The 18,355-nt window shown below is 72.2% G+C and carries 17 protein-coding genes; 11 read left to right on the top strand and 6 right to left on the bottom strand.

Features of this window, described 5'->3' with window-relative positions:
• The 8 genes from ACY35P_RS03640 (at position 1) to ACY35P_RS03605 (ending at position 6,573) form a co-directional block, all read left to right on the top strand.
• Complete coding sequence (locus ACY35P_RS03640) at positions 1-288, top strand: hypothetical protein (RefSeq protein WP_462114471.1); 288 nt, start codon at positions 1-3, stop codon at positions 286-288.
• The gene (locus tag ACY35P_RS03635) at positions 285-1,268 is read left to right on the top strand and encodes an LpxL/LpxP family acyltransferase (protein WP_462114470.1); all 984 of its coding nucleotides are present in this window, start codon (positions 285-287) and stop codon (positions 1,266-1,268) included. The genes ACY35P_RS03640 and ACY35P_RS03635 overlap by 4 nt, the downstream gene beginning before the upstream one ends.
• Entirely contained in the window at positions 1,186-1,842 is a 657-nt protein-coding gene (locus tag ACY35P_RS03630; RefSeq protein WP_462114469.1) for a LolA-related protein, read from the top strand. The genes ACY35P_RS03635 and ACY35P_RS03630 overlap by 83 nt, the downstream gene beginning before the upstream one ends.
• Complete coding sequence (locus tag ACY35P_RS03625) at positions 1,839-4,196, top strand: MMPL family transporter (protein WP_462114468.1); 2,358 nt, start codon at positions 1,839-1,841, stop codon at positions 4,194-4,196. The genes ACY35P_RS03630 and ACY35P_RS03625 overlap by 4 nt, the downstream gene beginning before the upstream one ends.
• Positions 4,193-4,639, top strand: coding sequence for a hotdog family protein (locus ACY35P_RS03620; protein ID WP_462114467.1), 447 nt, complete (start codon positions 4,193-4,195; stop codon positions 4,637-4,639). The genes ACY35P_RS03625 and ACY35P_RS03620 overlap by 4 nt, the downstream gene beginning before the upstream one ends.
• Positions 4,640-4,685: 46 nt before the next feature.
• Positions 4,686-5,414 carry a 3-oxoacyl-ACP reductase FabG gene (gene fabG / locus ACY35P_RS03615; RefSeq protein ID WP_462114466.1) on the top strand — a complete coding sequence of 243 codons (729 nt, stop codon included), beginning with the start codon at positions 4,686-4,688 and terminating at the stop codon, positions 5,412-5,414.
• A gap of 90 nt (positions 5,415-5,504) precedes the next feature.
• Complete coding sequence (locus tag ACY35P_RS03610; protein WP_462114465.1) at positions 5,505-6,089, top strand: hypothetical protein; 585 nt, start codon at positions 5,505-5,507, stop codon at positions 6,087-6,089.
• 55 nt (positions 6,090-6,144) lie between these two features.
• On the top strand, positions 6,145-6,573 hold the full coding sequence (locus tag ACY35P_RS03605; RefSeq protein WP_462114464.1) for a hypothetical protein: 429 nt from the start codon (positions 6,145-6,147) through the stop codon (positions 6,571-6,573).
• A 6-nt stretch (positions 6,574-6,579) separates the two neighbouring features.
• Here ACY35P_RS03605 and ACY35P_RS03600 read toward each other — a convergent pair whose 3' ends face one another.
• Genes ACY35P_RS03600 through ACY35P_RS03585 form a run of 4 tightly spaced genes read right to left on the bottom strand, consistent with a single transcriptional unit; the run spans position 6,580 to position 11,015 of the window.
• Positions 6,580-8,235, bottom strand: a complete 1,656-nt coding sequence (locus ACY35P_RS03600) for an NAD(P)/FAD-dependent oxidoreductase (RefSeq protein WP_462114463.1) — start codon at positions 8,233-8,235, stop codon at positions 6,580-6,582.
• Complete coding sequence (locus ACY35P_RS03595; protein ID WP_462114462.1) at positions 8,232-9,053, bottom strand: glycosyltransferase family 2 protein; 822 nt, start codon at positions 9,051-9,053, stop codon at positions 8,232-8,234. Before ACY35P_RS03595 ends, ACY35P_RS03600 begins: the two co-directional genes overlap by 4 nt.
• Positions 9,046-9,822 (bottom strand): beta-ketoacyl synthase chain length factor, encoded by a 777-nt coding sequence (locus ACY35P_RS03590; RefSeq protein WP_462114461.1) that lies wholly within the window; start codon positions 9,820-9,822, stop codon positions 9,046-9,048. The genes ACY35P_RS03595 and ACY35P_RS03590 overlap by 8 nt, the downstream gene beginning before the upstream one ends.
• Complete coding sequence (locus ACY35P_RS03585) at positions 9,819-11,015, bottom strand: beta-ketoacyl-[acyl-carrier-protein] synthase family protein (protein WP_462114527.1); 1,197 nt, start codon at positions 11,013-11,015, stop codon at positions 9,819-9,821. Before ACY35P_RS03585 ends, ACY35P_RS03590 begins: the two co-directional genes overlap by 4 nt.
• A gap of 127 nt (positions 11,016-11,142) precedes the next feature.
• Between ACY35P_RS03585 and ACY35P_RS03580 the strand changes: the two genes are divergently transcribed.
• Positions 11,143-11,826, top strand: a complete 684-nt coding sequence (locus ACY35P_RS03580; RefSeq protein ID WP_462114460.1) for a YdcF family protein — start codon at positions 11,143-11,145, stop codon at positions 11,824-11,826.
• 67 nt (positions 11,827-11,893) lie between these two features.
• On the opposite strand, the gene ACY35P_RS03575 is transcribed toward ACY35P_RS03580, so the two are convergent.
• Together ACY35P_RS03575 and ACY35P_RS03570 are read right to left on the bottom strand one after the other, a co-directional pair.
• The gene (locus ACY35P_RS03575; protein WP_462114459.1) at positions 11,894-13,687 is read right to left on the bottom strand and encodes a DUF885 domain-containing protein; all 1,794 of its coding nucleotides are present in this window, start codon (positions 13,685-13,687) and stop codon (positions 11,894-11,896) included.
• Positions 13,688-13,757: 70 nt separating this feature from the next.
• Positions 13,758-16,022 carry a S9 family peptidase gene (locus tag ACY35P_RS03570; RefSeq protein WP_462114458.1) on the bottom strand — a complete coding sequence of 755 codons (2,265 nt, stop codon included), beginning with the start codon at positions 16,020-16,022 and terminating at the stop codon, positions 13,758-13,760.
• A gap of 93 nt (positions 16,023-16,115) precedes the next feature.
• Between ACY35P_RS03570 and ACY35P_RS03565 the strand changes: the two genes are divergently transcribed.
• Both ACY35P_RS03565 and ACY35P_RS03560 read left to right on the top strand, forming a co-directional pair.
• The gene (locus ACY35P_RS03565; RefSeq protein WP_462114457.1) at positions 16,116-16,658 is read left to right on the top strand and encodes a biliverdin-producing heme oxygenase; all 543 of its coding nucleotides are present in this window, start codon (positions 16,116-16,118) and stop codon (positions 16,656-16,658) included.
• A complete protein-coding gene (locus ACY35P_RS03560; RefSeq protein WP_462114456.1) occupies positions 16,655-18,352 on the top strand; it encodes a GAF domain-containing protein in 1,698 nt (565 codons plus the stop codon). The genes ACY35P_RS03565 and ACY35P_RS03560 overlap by 4 nt, the downstream gene beginning before the upstream one ends.
• Positions 18,353-18,355 lie beyond the last annotated feature (3 nt).

Genomic DNA, 18,355 nt, shown 5'->3' with positions numbered 1-18,355 from the left:
GTGGACTTCCTCATCGACGCCTCGCATCCGAGCCTGCCGGGCCATTTCCCCGGCAACCCGATCGTGCCGGGCGTGGTGCTGCTCGACCGCGTGGTCGAGGCGATCGAGCGCCGCCACGGCCCGCTCGCCGCGCTGCGGATGCCGCAGGTGAAGTTCCTGCAGCCCCTGCGGCCGGACGAGCCCGCGCGGATCGAGCTCGACGGCGAGACGCCGCGCTGGCGCTTTCGCGTGCTGCGCGGGGACGTGCTGATCGCCAGTGGCGACGTCGTCGACGGCAGCGCCGCATGAACGTCGCCTGGAAGCAGCGCCCCGAGGGCGGCGGCTGGTTCGCGCTCTGGCTGATCCGCAGCATCGGCCGCTACGGCGGACGTGCACTGGCGCGCCTCACGCTGTATCCCATCACCGCCTACTTCCTGCTGCGCCGCGACTACGAGCGCGGCGCATCGCGGCGCTTCCTCGGCCGCGCGCTCGGCCGGCCCGCGACGCTGCGCGACGTGGCGCGCCACATCCACACGTTCGCATCGACGATCCTCGACCGCGTCTTCCTGCTCGCCGGCGAACTCGACCGCTTCGACATCCGCACCCGCGGCCTCGAAGCACTGCACGCGCCGCTCGACCGCGGGCAGGGCGTGCTGCTGGTCGGCTCGCATCTCGGCAGCTTCGACGCCATGCGCGTGCTCGGCCTCAAGCGCCCGCAGACGTCGATCCGCGTGGTGCTCGACAAGCAGCACAACCCCTCCATGCAGGCGCTGCTCGACGCGCTCAATCCCGAACTCGCCGCCAACATCATCGATGCGGGCATGGACGGCCCGTCGATCGTGCTGGCGATCAAGGAGGCGACCGACGCCGGCGCGATCGTCGCGCTGCTCGTGGACCGCGCGCAGCCCGGCGAACCCACGCTCGACGTGCCCTTCATGGGCGGCACCGCGGCGTTCCCGACCTCGCCGTGGATGATCGCGGCGATGCTCAAGCTGCCCGTCTGCGTGGCCTTCGGGCTGTACCGCGGCGGCAACCGCTACGACCTCGACTTCACGATGTTCAGCGACGGTCTGGTCGCTGAACGGCATAACCGCGCGGCGGTCATCGCCGACTGCGTGCGGCGCTATGCCGCCATCCTCGAAGGCGAGGCGCGTCGCTCGCCGTACTGCTGGTTCAACTTCTTCGACTTCTGGCGCGAACCCGACCATGACGCGACGCTCCCCGCTCCCGATGCTCCTATGCCTCCTCCCGCTGCTCGCGCTGCCGACGACACGCGCCGCATCGCCTGAGATCGACACGGGCTGGATCCTGGGCACCCTCGCGCGCCCGGCGCCGATGCGCACGCAGTTCGTCGAGCTGCGCGGCTCGCGCCTGCTCAAGAAGCCACTGCGGGTGGAAGGCGAGTACGCGCGCCCGGCCGCCGACACGCTGGTGCGCGAGGTGCGGCTGCCCTACGCCGAGAGCTCGACCATCCGCGCCGGCAGCGTGACCATCCGCCGCGGCACCACCTCGAAGACGTATCCGCTCGATCGCGCGCCGCAGCTTGCCGGCCTGCAGAGCAGCTTCGGCGCGCTGCTGAGCGGCGATCGCGCGCAGCTCGAGCGTGCCTTCCGGATCGACAGCGCGGGCACGCGCGAGCGCTGGACGCTGCGCCTGGTCCCGAAGGACGCGCGCATGGCCACCTACGTGCGCGGGATCGCGCTGTTCGGCCGCGGCGCCGAGCTGCGCTGCATCGAGACGCAGCCGTCGAAGGGCGATGTGCAGCGCACGCTGCTCGCCGGAGCCGCGGTCGCCGCGTCCGGCGTCGACGACGCGGCGCGGCTGGCCACGCTCTGCCGCGGGGACGGCGCCGTCGCGCGATGAGTCCGCCGGCCCGCGCGCTGACGCCGCGCCTGCGCCTCGCGCTCGCCTTCGCCTGGCTCGCGCTGCTCGGCGTGCTCGGCTGGGCCGCCGGGCGTTCGCTCGACCTCGGCGGCGACCTGCGCAAGTTCATGCCGGCGCCGCGCACCGATGCGCAGCGCCTGCTGATGGACCAGCTCGGCGAAGGCCCGGGCGCGCGCCTGCTGCTGCTCGCGATCGAAGGCGGCACGCCCGAGGCCCGCATCGCGCAATCGCGTGCGCTCGCCGTGCGCCTGCGGTCGACGCCGGGCATCGCGCTGGTCGGCAACGGCGATACCGATCTGTCGGCAATCCCCGAGCGCCTGCGGCCCTACCGGTACCTGCTCTCGGATGCGCCCTCGCAGGGCGGCCTGGCCGCACCCGCGCTCGCCGATGCGCTGTCGCAGCGCGAGGCCGACCTCGGCTCGCCGATGGCTTCGATGGTCGAGCCGCTGATCGAGCGCGATCCGACGCTGGAGATGCTGCGCCTCGCCGAGCGATGGACGCCCACGTCGGCGCCGCGCACGGTCGACGGCGTCTGGACGAGTCGCGACGGCGCGCGTGCGGTCCTGGCGGTGCAGACGGACGCCGCCGGCTTCGACCCCAAGGGCCAGGCGAGCGTGCTCGCCGCGATCCATCGCGCCTTCGACGCGGTGCGCGGCGATGCACGCACGCGACTGGTGCTCACCGGCCCGGGCGCGTTCGCCGTGGACGTGGCCGGGCGCACGCAGCGCGAGGCGAGCCTGATCGGCACGGTCGACTCGATCTGCTTCGCGCTGCTGCTGTGGCTTGCGTACCGGTCATGGAAGGCGCCGCTGCTCGGCGCGCTGCCGCTCGCGACCGCGGGCCTGACGGGCCTCGCCGCCGTCGCGTTCTGCTTCGACGGCGTGCACGGCATCACCGTCGCCTTCGGCTTCACCCTGATCGGCGTCGCGCAGGACTATCCGATCCACCTCTTCAGCCACCAGCGCCCGGGCCTGTCGCCGTGGGCCAGCGCACGCGCGCTGTGGCCCACGCTCGGCACGGGCGTCGCGTCGACGTGCATCGCCTACATGACGTTCTTCGTGTCGGGCGTCGACGGCCTGCGCCAGCTGGCGGTGTTCACCATCGTCGGCCTCGGCAGCGCCGCGCTCGCGTCGCGCTTCCTGTTGCCGGGGCTGATCGATCCCGCGCCGCGCGACGTCGCCGACTCCGCGCGGCTGCGTGCGCTGTGGTCGCGCGTGGCGCGCGGGCCGAGGGTGGGCGTCACCGCGGGGGTCGTCATCGCCGCACTCGCGTTTGCCGCGATGCGCTTCGCTCCCGGTGCGTTCTGGGAGAACGACCTGTCGAGACTCACGCCGGTGCCCGCCGCCGCGCTCGCCGAGGACGGCCGCCTGCGCGCCGAGCTCGGTGCGCCCGACGTGCGCTATCTCGTCGCGATGGACGGTCGCGATGTCGACGCGGTACTCGCCGCGGGCGAACGGCTGGTGCCCGTGCTCGACGCGCTGCGTGCACGGGGTGCGATCGCGGGGTACGACCTCGCCGCGCGTTACCTGCCGAGCGCCGCTACCCAGCGTGCACGCCAGGCGCGGCTGCCCGATGCGGACACGCTGCGCCGCGACCTCGCCGCCGCGGTGGCCGCGAGTCCGTTCGTGCCCGACGCGTTCGAGGGTTTCGTCGAGGACGTCGAGCGCGCGCGCACCGCGCCCCCGCTGCAGCCGAAGGACCTCGACGGCACGCCGCTCGCGAGCGCCGTGCAGGGCCTGCTGCTGCCGCGTCGCGACGGCGCGACCGCGATCGTGACGCTCGCCGGCCTGACCGATCCCGCGGCGGTCGCGCGCGCGCTCGAAGGCCACGGCGCCCACCTGATGGACCTGAAGGAGGCGTCGGAGTCGCTCGTCGCCGCCTACCGCAGCCGCGTGCTGTGGGCGCTGGCGCTCGCCGCCGTCCTGCTCGCCGCGACCGTCGGCGTCGCCCTGCGTTCGGCGCGCCGCACCCTGCGCGTGGTCGCGCCGATGGCGCTGACGACGCTGCTCATCCTCGCGGTGCTGCGCCTCGCCGGCGTCGAGCTCAACCTGTTCCACCTCGTCGCGCTCATCCTCGCCGCGGGCCTCGGGCTCGATTACGCGCTGTTCTTCGACCATGCCGGCGACGATCCCGACGAGCAGGTGCGTGCGCTGCACGCGATCCTCGTCTGCTCGGCGACGACGCTGCTGGTCTTCCTGCTGCTCGGACTGTCGAGCATCCCGGTGCTGCGCGCGATCGGCCTGCCGGTGGCGCTCGGCGTGGCCTGCAACTTCGTGCTCGCGCTGATGATCGTGCGACACGACGGTACGCCGCCGGCGGAGACCGCGGCATGACCGTCGATCGCCCCCAAAGCCGCGAGGCGATCGCGCGGATCGTCCCGCACCAGGGCCGCATGTGCCTGTGGCAGCGCGTGGTGGACTGGGACGCGCGGCGCATCCGCCTCGAGGCGTCCGACCACGTGGACCCCGCGCATCCGCTGCGCCATCGCGACCGCCTGCATGCCGTGCACCTCGCCGAGTACGGCGCACAGGCGATGGCGGTGCACGGCGGCCTGCGCGGCGCGGCGTCCGGTGCACCGGCGCGGCCCGGCCTGCTCGTCGCGTTGCGCGGCCTCGTGCTGCATCGCGATCGCATCGACGACCTCGAGGGTCCGCTCGACGGCGAAGCCGAAGTGCTGGTCGAGAGCGAGACCGGCTGGCAGTACGCCTTCGAGATCCGTCATGCGGGCGTCGTGCTCGCCGCGGGCCGGGCGGCGGTGATCCACCCGCCGGCCTGAGCGCGGCATCGGCGACAATGCGCGCCGATCCCGACGGAGCACCGGCATGACCACTCCCCGACGCGCGCTCGTCACCGGCGGCAGCGGCGACCTCGGCGGCGCGATCGCGCGGCGGCTCGCGGCGCAGGGCGCGCACGTGATCGTGCATGCCAACCGGGGCCTCGATCGCGCGCAGGCGGTGGTCGACGCGATCGTCGATGCCGGCGGCTCCGCCGACGCGGTCGCCTTCGACGTGGCGGACGCAGACGCGAGCGCCGCGGCGATCGCGCGCATCCTCGAGGCCGGCGCGGTGCAGATCGTCGTCAACAACGCGGGCATCCACGACGACGCGCCGATGGCGGGCATGAGCCGCGAGCAGTGGACGCGCGTGGTCGACGTCTCGCTGCACGGTTTCTTCAACGTCACCCAGCCGCTGCTGCTGCCGATGGCGCGCGGGCGCTGGGGGCGCATCGTCAGCATCTCGTCGGTGGCCGCCGTGACGGGCAATCGCGGGCAGGCGAACTACGCGGCGGCGAAAGCCGCGCTGCACGGCGCCACGAAGTCGCTGGCACGCGAGATGGCCAGCCGCGGCATCACCGCGAACGTGGTGGCGCCCGGCGTCATCGAGGGCACGATGGCCCGGGATGCGTTCCCGCCCGAGCAGATCAAGCAGATCGTGCCCGCCGCGCGCGCGGGCCGGCCGGACGAGGTCGCCGCGCTGGTGGCCTTCCTCTGCGGCGAGGACGCCGGCTACGTCACCGGGCAGGTGATCGGCATCAACGGCGGCATGGCCTGACGGCCGCTTCGGAACGCCGTCCACGCCGGCCTCGCACCGGCGCTGCTACACCGGCCTGCGGTCGCCGCGTCGCGCGGCCGGAGGTCGTCCATGCGTCGTTTCGCCTGCCTGCTCCCGCTGCTGCTCGTCCTCGCCCCGATCGTGCAGGCGAAGCCGCCGGAAATCGCGCGCGACGACCGCAACCCGCCGCCGCCGGTCGCGCTGGCCACCTACGACCGCTTCGACGTGCGGCCGGTGGCGATGGCCGACGACGTGGCGGCGCACAAGGGCAACCGGGTCGCGCGTCAGTACCTGCAGGTCGACCTCGACGAGCGCATGCCCAAGCTGATCGCGCCGTGGAATGCGCGCGGGCCGGGCGACCGCATCCTGTCGATCCGTCCCACCATCGAGCAGATCCGCTTCATCACCGGCGGCAAGCGGCTGCTGGCGGGCGGTTTCGCGGGCAATTCGTGGGCGCTCGTGCGGCTCGACCTGGTCGACCTTTCGACCGGCGAGGTGATCGCGACGCCGCGCTTCTACCAGCGCGCGCCCGGCATCTTCGCCGGCTACAGCCTCGGCGCCGCCGACAAGCTGATGCTCGCGCGCATCGCCGACATGGCCGCGGCCTACCTGCACGACAACTACGAGATCGCGCAGGGCAGCAACGTCGCGCGCGCCTCGCGGGCGATGGACTGATCCACGCCCGGTACATGGCCGCGGCCCAATGATGACCGCCTCCCCGGAGGTTCCCATGACGCCACGCCTGACCGCCCTCGTCCTCGCGACCGCCCTGCTCGCCGGCTGCGCCGGCACGTCGCGCGTGATGATTTCCGACCCGCGTCCGGCGATCCCGGTCGAGCAGGTGCGCGTCTACGTGCAGCCGCCGGCGACGCGCTACGTCGAGATCGCACTGCTCGACGCCACCACCGGCGACTTCACCTACGGCGCGCGCAACCGCGACGAATCGCTGATGCTGAAGCTGCGCACCGAAGCGGCAAAGCTGGGCGCGAACGGCGTGCTGATCCAGAACCGCGGGCAGGTGCCGTCGAACGGCGGCGTCGGCATCGGCGTGGGCGGCGGCAGCCGCCATGTCGGCGGCGGCGTGAGCGTGGGCATCAGCCCGCCGAAGGAGCGGGCCACCGCGGTCGCGATCTGGATCGCGGAGCCGTCCGCCCGCTGACCGGGCTCAGGCCGGTTCGGCGACCGGCATCGCTACGCGTGTCCACTCCGGCGGCAACAGGGCCGGCGACGGCGCGCGACGGCCGCCGACCAACGCACCGAGCCCGGCGTCGTCCAGGTCCGGATGCTGTGCGGTCGCATGTGCGAGCAGCTCGGCGGCGAGGTCGACCATGCGGTCGAGGTCGCCGCGCATGCGCGCGACGAACGCGGTGGCATCGAGCGTGTCGTCGAGCTGGCGATTGAGCTCGTGGAACCAGTCGATGCGGTACTGGTCGAGCAGGCGACCGTCCGGCGGCGCGGTGTCCACGCCCGATGCGGCGTTGCGCTCGCCCCACGTGCGCAGCATCGCCTGCATCGCGCGGTTGAGCGCGCTGGCCTGGCCGAACAGCGGGCGCAGTGCACCGAGCACCTGCAGGTTCGCGAGGTAGCCGGAGAAGAACAGCGGCGCCAGCAGCGACCAGTAGTACGTGTAATCCCAGATGACCTTGAGCGGCATGACGCGCGCATCGCCGAACAGGCGGTACTGGTCCTGGTAGAGCGTCATCGTGTTCTCGTAGAACGAGAAGTAGAGCTGCTGGTAGAGCGCGGCCATGCCGGCGGTCGGCTTGCCTGCGCGGTCGGCCTCGATCAGCTCGCAGATGTAGGTGTTGCTGATCGCGATGAAGTCGCTGCCCGGCGAGTAGAACGGGTCGAGGAAGACGCCCGCCTCGCCGGTGAGCGCCCAGCGGTCACCGGAGAACACCTGCTTGGCCGAATGCGAGAAGTGGCGCAGGAACGCGAAGTCCTGCAGCGCGTGGCCGCCGGTCTCCAGCGCCGCCGCGACCCGCGGCTGGTGCTCGCGCAGCCAGGCCATCGCCTTCTCGTGCGTGTTCATCGACTCCAGCGGATGGAGGTCGCCGTCGCAGACGATGCCGAGCGAATGCTGGCCGGACGACAGCGGGATCAGCCAGAACCAGTAGCCCTCGCCGCACATGTGATTGGTCGAGCGCCAGCGATCCGGCGGCGTGGTGCGCGCGAGCCAGTCCGGGTCGGTCGACCAGTCGCGCGGATCGAGGTGGCCGGTGACGCGCCACCAGACCGAGTTCGCGTTGTGCGCATTCGACTCGGCGAGGCCGAGCTTGCGCTTGAGCAGACCCGCGCGGCCGCTCGCATCCACGACCCAGCGCGCGCTGAGCGTGGAGGCCTCGCCGTCGCGCTCGAAGCGCACGGCGTGCGCGTCGTCGCCGCTCGCGAGCTCGACGCCGCGCACCACGGCACCGTCATGCAGCACGACGCCCTGCGCGCGCACGTGGTCGGTGAGGAAGTTCTCGAAGCGGCCGCGGTCGATCTGCCAGGACGTGGTCGGCAGCAGGCGGCTGACGCCGAGTTCGGTGCAGCGGTCGACGTCGTCGCGGCCCTCGCTGAAGAAGAAGCGGAAGCCGAACTTGCGGATGTGTTCGTCGTCGAGGTGGCGCTTCAGGCCGAGCACGTGCGCGAAGTAGTGCGCACCGATCTCGACCGTCGATTCGCCGACCTTGAACGCACCTTCGCGCACCGGATGGCGATGGCGCTCGATGACGGTGATGCGCAGCGACGGATCGCGCCGCACGAGCTGCAGCGCCAACGTCAGGCCGGCGAGGCCGCCGCCCAGGATGGCGACGTCGGTGTCGGTAGCGGGGGTCATGTCAGCTCCGGGGCGCGCACCGGCGCGGCGGGCGGCGCGAATTCGCCGCTGGGATCGAAGACGATCACCGGCGTGGCGCGCGTGATGCGGTACTCGCGGGCGAGGCCGCCGTAGGCGAGCACCTGCCCGACCACGTGCGAGGTGATGCGCCAAAGGTCGCGCAGCGGACGGAAGTGGCTCTTGCGGAACTTCACCGGGCCGACCGCCGCCTGGTAGCGCGATTCGATCGGCACCGAGACGCAACGCACGCCGAGCAGGCGCGAGGCGGAGATCAGGATCTGCGCCTCGTAGACGAAGTCCTCGCCGGGAATGTCGCCGAGCGCGCAGACCGAGGCCGGATAGAAGCGCTGCCCGCTCTGCGTATCGGCGATGCGGAAGCCGCAGCCGACCGCGATGCCCCAGTCGCCGAACTCGTTGGCGAGGCGCCGGTAGGTCGGTTGCCGCGAACGCTTGCGCAGGCGCGCGCCGATGATGATGTGCTCGGGATACGCGTTCGCGGCCTCGAGCAGGCGCGGGATGTCGTCGGCCGAATGCTGGCCGTCGCCGTCCATGCTGATGGCGCCGCGGAAGCCCCGTCGCAGCGCCTCGGCGAAGCCGTCGCGCAGTCCCGCGCCCTTGCCCATCCGGTGCGGATGGCGGATCACGGTGATCGGCAGGTCGGCCACGCGCTCCACGGTGTCGTCGTCGGAGCCGTCGTCGATCAGGATCACGTTCGGGCAGTGCGCGAGCGCGCCTTCCACGACGTCGCGGATCCGCAGCGCCTCGTTGAGCGCGGGGATGATGATCGCGATGTCGCGCGCGCCGATCGCCTCAGCCATGCAGGATCTCCACATCCAGTACGCGGCCGGGACCGGCCTTGAGCGTGCAGCGCGGCATGCCCGCCGCGAGGGCCTCGAACAGTGGCAGCATCGGCCGCATCGCATTGTGCGGCGCCCGCGTGAGCAGCGCGCCGACGTCCGGGGCCGGCTCGCCGTCGCGCAGCGCGAGTCTCAGCCTCGCCCCGCGGTCGGCGCGTGAGAGCACCAGCGCGCCGCCGAGCAGGCCCACGCTGGGCGAGACCTTCGTCAGCGGCCCGGCCGCGGCGCTGTCGAACGCCACCAGCAGCACCGCCTCGGTGCCGGTGGCGAGCTGCACGCAGGCCTCGACGAGCCCCTGCGCGAACGTCGCGTCGAAGGCGCTGAGCGAGGTCGCGGGCGCCATCGCGCCAGCGCCGATCGTCCAGTAGCCGGCGGCGGCGTTGTGCACCGAATTGTGGAAGCGGATCGGCGAGACCGTGTCGGGCTGCTCGGCGAGCGTCGCGCACATGTAGTCGGTGATCGCGAGGTCGCCGTGCATGGAGGCGAAGACCGACGGCAACGCCTTCGGGTCGCGTCCGGCCGCGGCGCAGGCCGCCAGCGCCACCTCCAGCGCCACGGCGACGCTGTCCGGCGCACGGCGGCGCTCGTTCGGCGGCAGCAGCTGCGGCGACGGCCGCTTCGGAGCCTCCTCGGGCAGCGTGCCGTCGCGCACGAAGGCGAGCGCGGCCGCCCAGTCGGGCACACCGGGCGCCCAGAAGCCGAGGCCCTCGATCGTCGCCTCCAGCCTCATGCGGCGCGTCCGAACAGCAGCGAGCAGTTGTTGCCGCCGAAGCCGAAGGAATTGTTCATCGCGTAGCGGATCTCGCGGGTGGCGGCGTCGAAGCGGATCTGCGGGCCGCAGATGTCGTCCGGCGTGGTGGAGCCGAGCGTGCCGGGCAGTGCGCCGCTCTCCAGCGCGAGCAGCGCGATCACGGATTCGACGATACCGGCCGCGCCCAGCGTGTGGCCGGTGTAGGCCTTGGTCGAGCTGGCATGCAGCGTGTCCGGGAACACTGCCTTCACCGCGAGCGATTCGGCGCGGTCGTTCGCGGGCGTCGCGGTGCCGTGCAGGTTGAGGTAGCCGACGTCGACAGCGTCGACTCCGCCACGTGCCAGTGCATCGCGCATCGCCAGCTGTGCGCCGAGACCTTCCGGATGGGGTGCGGACATGTGGTGCGCGTCGGACGATTCGCCGTAGCCGCGCAGCAGCAGCCCAGGCTCGCCCGCGTTCGCGCGCTCGACCAGCGCGAAGCCGCCGGCTTCGCCGAGCGACAGGCCATCGCGCGTCGCGTCGAACGGCCGGCATGGATTCTTCGAGACGAGCTGCAGCGAATTGAAGCCGAACAGCACGCTGCCGCAGAGCGTATCCACGCCGCCGACGATCGCCGCGTCCGCCACGCCCGCCTCGATCAGGCGCGCGGCCTGCGCAAACACCTTCGCGCTCGATGAGCAGGCGGTGGCGACGGTGGCGCAGGGACCGCGCGCGCCGGTGGCCTCGCGCACGAAGTCGCCCGGCGAATGTACGGTGTGGACGATCGCGCGGCGCAGGTCCTCGGGGAAATCGGTCGTGCCGTCCGCGTCCGTCACCAGGCGCGTGTACGCCTCCTCGGTCGCGCCGATGCTCGAGGTCGAGGTGCCGATGACCACCGCGACGCGTTCGGCGCCGTAACGCGCGATCGCATCGCGCGTCGCGTCGAGCACGCCGTCCTGCTGCAGCGCGAGCCAGGCCAGCCGGTTGTTGCGGCAGTCCCACTGCGACCAACCGGCCGGCAGGGGCGCGTCCTCCAGGCCCTCGACGCGGCCGATCCAGCAGTCGAGCCGTGCGGGGCCGAAGTCGTTCGGGCGCAGGCCGCTGCGGCCTTCACGCAAGGCGGCACGATGCGCGTCCAGGCCGCGTCCGAGCGCGCTCGTGGCGGTGAACGCGCGGATCGCGATCGGCGGCATCGGGGCAGGCGCGGACGAGGGCACGGTGTTTCTCGAAGACGGGTCCGGAAGTATGCCAGCCGTCATCCTTCACCCTCCCGTCATGGCCTATCCTGCACGCGCATCTCCACCGCGGACGGCCGCTTCCATGTCTTCCCGCCGGCACCACCAGCTCACCCTGTTCAGGGACCGCGACGCGCTGCACACCGGCATCGTCGCGCTGTCGGCCTGTGTGCTGAGCGCGGGGCTCGTCTACGTCGGCTACCTCGTCCACGTGGTGCGCACCGCACGCCGCGCGCCGTGCACGGTGCAGCGCGGCCGCCACCTGCTGCTGTTCGGCAAGCATGCGCCCCAGGGCCGGATCGACGACGATTTCGCGGCCCGCCTCGATCGCGCCGTCGCGCTCGGGCGCGAGCAGCCGCAGCGTCGCTACGTGCTGCTGGGCGGTGGCGCGCACGGCGAGCCGAGCGAGGCCGAGATCGCACGCCGCGAACTCTTCGCCCGGGGGCTCTCGGCCGACACGCCGCTGCAACTCGAATCCGGTTCCCGCGACACCCTGCAGAACCTGCGCAACGCGCGGCACGTGCTCGGTGACGCCGTTCGCGAACGCGTGACGCTGCTGTCGAACCGCTACCACCTCGCGCGCTGCGCCATGTTCGCGCGGCAACTCGGCTTCGATGCCGAACTCTGCGCCGCCGAGCCGCGCCTGCCGCTCGGCCCGCGCACGCTGCTGCGCCTGGCCGGCGAAGCGGCCTACGTCTGCTGGGTCGACGTCGGCACGCGCTGGGCGCGCTTCATCGGCAACGAGCGGATGCTGGCGCGGGTGACCTGAGTCGTCCGGGTACCACCAACGAGAACGCCCGCTTTCGCGGGCGTTTTTGCATCGCAGGGCCGACGGATCAGCCCTTCTTCGCCTTCTGCTGCGGCACGAACTGCTCGCGTACCGCCTTGGCCAGCAGCTTCGGCGGCAGCAGGCCCTGGTCGAGCAGGAAGTCGTTGAAGGCCTTGCGGTCGAACCTGTCGCCCAGCGCGATCTCCGTCTCCGTGCGCAGCTGCATCAGCTGGCTGTAGCCGTAGAAGTAGGCACCGGCCTGGCCCGGCGAGCGCACGGTGTAGCGGTCCACTTCCTGCCGCGCCATCGCCTTCGAGAAGCCGACCTTGTCGGTGAGCCAGTTGAACGCGGTATCGCGGTCGGTGAGCCCGAGATTGAGCATCGGATCGAGCATCGCGCGCGCGGCGCGAAGCAGGCGGAACTGCAGCGCGATCAGCTGCCCGTCCAGCGGCTCGTACGGGACCATCTCGGCCTCGGCGTACAGCGCCCAACCTTCGACGTTGACCGAGTTGAAGGCGTACAGCGTGCGCGCGAGCGAGACGCCGCGCTCGACCATCGCGGTGAACTGCAGCTCGTGGCCCGGGCGGCCTTCGTGGGCGGTGAGCGTCCAGGCGCTGGCCGGATAGTTGAAGTCGTCGTAGGGGCCGTCGGCGCCGGCGTCCGGGTTCGACATCGGGAGAACGAACGTGCCCTGCTGGCCGGTGTTCCCCACCAGCGGCGCCGGCAGGAAGTGCGGGGCCGGCTGTTGCGCGTTCTCGGCGGGCGTGCCCACGCGCATCTGCATCGGGCGGTTCGGCAGTTCCACCACGCGGTTCGCCGCGATCAGGCGGTCGAGCTCGGGCATCACCTCGGTGCGGTAGTGCGTCTCGATCTTCTCGTTCGGGATCACGTCGCGCTTGAGGTGCTTGATGACCGCGATGTAGTCCGTCTCCGGCCAGCCGTGCGCCTTCGCGACCAGCGGCGCGAGCTGCTGCATCGCATTGCGCGTCTCGGCGAATTCCATCTGCGCGCGTTCGATCAGCGTGCGCGGGTCGATGTCGATGCCGACGCCCTTGAGCGAGAGCGCGTACAGCTCGGGCGGCAGCACGTAGGTCGTCCGGGCCGTCGGCAGCACCGTGGACTTCGTCCACGCGGCATAGTCGGCGAGCTGCCTGTCGAGCTCGGCGAGCGCCGGGCCCGCATCGATCTTGTACTTGTCGAAGAGCTGCTTGATGCCGGTGCGATACGTGTCGAGGTTCGACAGCGACTGCTGCACCTCCACCTGCGTCGGCTGCAGCAGGCCGGCCTGCGACCGCTCCTCGTAGCGTTGCCGGGCCAGCGTGGTGAGCGGCGTGCTGCCCGGCGCCATGCCGACATAGGCCTGCAGCCGCTTCAGCGCCATCGCGCGGCGCGCCTGCGGCGTCTGGTCGGACAGCAGGCCCTGCAGGCCGCCGAACACGGTCTGGCCGACGTCGAGCCAGGGACGCGTCAGGCGCTCGTTGATCTCGCTGCCCTCGATCGCGTCGTCGGCCGCCTGCACCAGGATCTCGAGGTCCTGCCGCACGTTCGGATCCTTTTCCGTCGCGAGCTTCGCGCGGAGCTGGTCACGCGCCTTGGCCGTGGCCTCGCGGAAGCGCGCCGAGTAGTTGGGACCGAAGTCGAAGACCTTCTCGTCGAAGCCCGGCACGCCGAAGAACGACAGCTGCTCCGGCTGGAACGGCGCCTGCGCCATCAGCAGGATCTGCGCGTTGGCATTGCTGCGCGCGACCCACGCGGGCGCGGGCTTGGGCGCGGCCTTCGCGGCGGGTGCCGCCGGGGCGGCGAGGGCGATCCCCGGGGCGGCGAGCGCCAGGGCGAGGGCGAGGACGAGCGGCTTGGTCATGGCGTCGGGTTCCGGGCGATTCGGCGAGGATGGCGCGGCCGCGGTGCGCGGCCATGCGCCGAAGGTCACGTCAGGGCTTGAGGCAGCGGCCGAGGAAGTCCTCGGTGATGCGCAGGCGATGCAGCAGGTCGCGACCCTTGAGCCCGTGCTTCGCGCCGGGGTAGGTCATCAGCTCGAACGGCTGGCCCCGCTGCTGCAGCGCGCTCATGAGCGCGGTGGAGTTGGTGAACAGCACGTTGTCGTCGGCCATGCCGTGGATCAGCAGCAGGCGCGGCGCCTTCTCGCCGACGAGGCCCTCGACGTGCTCGAGCACGCGCGCGGCCTGGTAGCCCTTCGGATTGCCCTTGGGGAGGTCCATGTAGCGCTCGGTGTAATGCGTGTCGTACAGGCCCCAGTCGGTGACCGGTGCGCCCGCGACGCCGCAGGCGTAGTCGCCCTCGCCGCGCGCCAGCAGCATCAGCGTCATGTAGCCGCCGTTGCTCCAGCCGTAGACGCCGACGCGGTCCTTGTCGATGCCGGGCTGCGACGTCAGCCAGTGAAGCGCCGCACGCTGGTCGTCGACCTCCACCGTGCCCTGCCTGCCGTAGAGCGCGCCACCGAAGGCGGCGCCGCGACGCGGGGTGCCGCGGTTGTCGACCGAGAACACCACGTAGCCGTGCTGCGCGAGGTACTGGTTGAGGTCGGGCGACCAGGCTTCGCGCACCGTCTGCGAGGCCGGGCCGCCGTAGACGTTGACCACCACCGGGTAGGCCTTGGACGGGTCGAACCCCTCGGGCTTCATCACCCAGTAGTGCAGCGGCGTCCTGCCGTCGGCGGCCTTCACCGTGCCGAACTCGACCGGGCGGTGCGCGGCGCGGTACGGCGCGTAGGGATGCTTCGGGTCGGCGAGGTCGTTCTTCACCAGCGTCGCCACCTCGCTGCCGTCGGCCCGGTGCAGCACAAGCTGCGGCGGCGTGGTCGGGTTCGACCAGTTGTCGACGTACACGCTCGCGTTCGCCGCGAACGTCGCCGAATGCCAGCCGGCCTCCTGCGACAGCCGCTGGATCGCGCCGCCCTTGAGCGGCACGCGGTAGATCTGCGACTGGGTCGGCGACTCGCGGCCGGCACTGAAGTAGACCCAGCCGTTCCGGGCGTCGAGCGCGAGCAGGTCGTCGACCGGCCAGTCGCCGGACGTGAGTGCACGCGCCTTGCCCGCGCCGTCGATCACGTACAGGTGCTCGAAGCCGCTGCGCTCGCTGCTCCAGAGGAAGCTGCCGTCCTTGAGGAAGCGCAGCGCGTCATGCAGCGGAACCCAGGTCTTCGAATGTTCGGTCACGAGCGTGCGCTGCTTGCCCGTCGACAGGTCCGCCTCGATGAGCTCGAGCGTGCGCTGGTCGCGCGACTGTCGCTGGAACGTCAGCCGCTGCGCATCGCGCCAGTTCACGCGGGCGAGATAGATGTCCTCGTCGCGGCCGAGGTCGATCCAGCGGGCCTCCTTCGACGCCCCCGACGGATCGATCACGCCGAGCTTCACCGCCACGTTGGTATCGCCCGCGGCGGGGTAGCGCTGCTCGACCACCTCGGTGCGGTCGGGATAGACCTCGTAGCGCTTCTGCACCGGCACCTTCGACTCGTCGATGCGGGCGAACGCGATCGCCGAATCGTCGGGCGCCCACCAGTAGCCGGTGTGGCGGCCCATTTCCTCGTCGGCGACGAATTCGGCCTGGCCGTTGCCGATCGTCTCGGCACCGTCGAACGTGAGCTGGCGCTGCGTGCCGCTCGCGAGGTCGATCACCCACAGGTTGCGGGCGCGCACGAAGCTGACGTACTTTCCCGCGGGCGAAAGCTTCGGATCGGTCGCGAAACCTTCCTTGTCGGTGAGCTTGCGCACCGCGTCCTTGCCGGACTTGGCGAGGTCGTACAGGTAGAGGTCGCCGCCGAGCGGGAACAGCAGCGTCTTTCCGTCGGGCGAGAACTGGTAGTCGACGATCCCGCTCAGCGCGGCGATGCGCTGCCGCTCGCGGCGTGCCTTCTCCTCGTCGCTCAGCACCTCGGCGCCGGGCAGCACGTCGTCGGCGTCGACGAGGCGCTGCGTCTTTCCGCTCGCGATGTCGTAGGCCCACAGGTCGAGCCGGTTGCGGTCGCGATCCTTGCCGCGCAGGAACGTCACGCGCGTGCCATCCGGCGAGACCTTCGGTTTCAGCAGGCTGGGCCCCGACAGCGGCGCGTCGCCGGCGAGGGCTTCGAGGGTGAGCCGCGAGGGGGCGGTCGGGGGCGCGGCGTCGGCGGTCGGCACGGTCAGGGCGGCGGTCAGCAGGAGGGCAGGGAGCACAGCACGAAGCCGGAGTCGGTTCATGGCACGGAGGGTCGCGGAAGTCCGCCGAGTGTAGGCGGCGAAAGCGGCCGCGCGGCAAGGAATCGTTCACACCGCGCTGATATCGTCGTCGGCATGACCCCCGTTTCCTCTTCCCTGCGGTGGCGCCTGCGCGAGGCCACCGCGGATGCGCATGCCCGCGTCGATGCCCGCATGGGCGATGCCTTCGATGATGCCGCCGGCTATGCGACGTTCCTCTGCGCGATGCACCGCTTCGTGCGCAGTTCGCGGCAGGTGCTCGCCGATGCGCCGGAACTCGGGGCCTGCGAGGCGGCGCTCGTCGATGACCTCGCGGTGCTCGGCCGCGCCCCACTCGGCGATGCGCCGCTGGCGGCGACGCGCGAGGACGCCCGCCTCGGCTGGCGCTACGTGATCGCGGGCTCCTCGCTCGGTGCGCAACTGCTGCTCAAGCGGGCGCACGCACTGGGTTTCGACGCCGACCGCGGTGCGCGCTACCTCACGCTGCATGCCGGCGGCCGGGCCTGGCCGACGCTCGTCGCCGCGCTCGACGCCCTGCGCCTGAGCGAGACGGCCGAGCGCGAGGCCTGCCACGGTGCGGTCGCCGCGTTCGGCGTGGTCGAACGCGCGCTCGACGAGGCGCAGGGCCTCACCGCATGACCCGCTTCGCGACGATCGATGCCGAAGGCTGCGCGAGGGAACCGATCCACCTCTCCGGCGCCATCCAGGCGCATGGCTACCTCGTCAGCTGCGCGATGCCGGACTGGACGGTGCGGCAGGTGTCCGCCAACGTGCCGGACCTGCTCGACGTCGAGGTCGATGCGCTGCTCGGGCACAGCCTGCGCGAGTACGTGAGCGAGGAGGTGCTGCAGGCCGTCCTCGACACGCTGGCGCTGGTGAGCCCCGGCGCGTCGGCGCAGCGCGCCGGGCAGGCCAACCTCGGCCCGCTCGGCACCGCCTGCGACCTCGTGGTGCACGTCGCCGACGACCTCGTGCATATCGAGATCGAGCCGCGCAGCGAGCGCGGGCTGGCGCCACAGCCGACGGCGCTGGCGCAGTCGATGATCGCGGCGGTGGCGCACGAGCCGCCCGAGAACTTCCACGACTACGTCGCGGCGCAGGTGCGCGAGCTCACCGGCTACGACCGCGTCATGGTCTACCGGTTCCTGCACGACGGCAGCGGCGACGTGATCGCCGAGTCGGTCGCCGGCGACCTCGAGCCCTACCTCGGCCTGCGGTATCCCGCGTCCGACATCCCGCCGCAGGCGCGGGCGCTCTACCTGCGCAACCGGCTGCGCGTGATTCCGGATGCCGATTACGTGCCCGTGCCGGTCCTGCCGGGCACGGTCGACGGTCGGCCCGTCGACCTCTCGCAGCATGCGCTGCGCAGCGTCTCGCCGATCCATCTCGAGTACCTGCGCAACATGGGCGTCGCCGCCTCTATGTCGATCTCGATCATCGCCGGCGGCCGGCTGTGGGGCCTGATCGCCTGCCACCACCGCGCGCCGCGGCTCGTACCGCCCGCCGTGCGCGCCGCGGCCGACCTGTTCGGCCTGTTCGTGTCCATGCGCGTGGCGAGCGCCGAGCAGCAGAAGACGCTTGCCCACTTCGAGCACGCCCAGCAGGTGCGCGACGCGCTGGTGCAGCGACTCGCGCAGGCGCGCGACTTCGATGCCGCGCTCGCCGGCGAGCTTCCGCTGCTGCGCACGAGCCTCGGCGCCGACGGCGCCGCGCTGTGGACCGGTTCGCGCTGGCAGGGCAACGGCCATGTGCCCGATCCCCGCCGCGTGGCCGCGCTGGTCGACTGGCTGCGGGGGCAGGGCGCCGCCAGCCTCGTCGCCAGCGAGCGCATGGACGCCTGGGCGCCGCCCGTGCCGGGTGATCCGGTGGCCGGCGTGCTGGGCCTTCGCCTCGGCGGCGACGACTGGTTGCTGCTGTTCCGCGACGAGCAGGTCGAGACCGTGCGCTGGGCCGGCGAGCCCGCCAAGGCGCTGGTGCCTTCGGACGACGGCCTGCGCATCGCGCCGCGGCGCAGCTTCGCGGTCTGGCGCGAGAGCATGCGCGGCCAGGCGCTGCCGTGGAGCGAGGCCGACCGTCGCGGCGCCGCGCGCCTGCACCAGGTGCTGACCGAGCAGCGACGCCGCATCCAGACGCGCACCGACGTGCCCGCGCTGGAACTGCAGCAGCGGCAGGTCGCGATGGACGACCGTCGCCAGCGCCTCGGCCAGCTCGCGCAGATGCTCGAGGGCCTCGCGCACCTCGAGGACGCCGCCAGCGAGCGCCTCGACGCCGGCATCGCCGCGCTCGAGCTCGAACTGCGCCGGCTCGCGGAAGTCGCGCCCGCCCGGACATGAGCC

Source organism: Lysobacter xanthus (assembly GCF_047159895.1).
The sequence above is the reverse complement of the archived record's forward strand: the minus strand, read 5'-3'. Positions and strand labels throughout refer to the sequence as shown.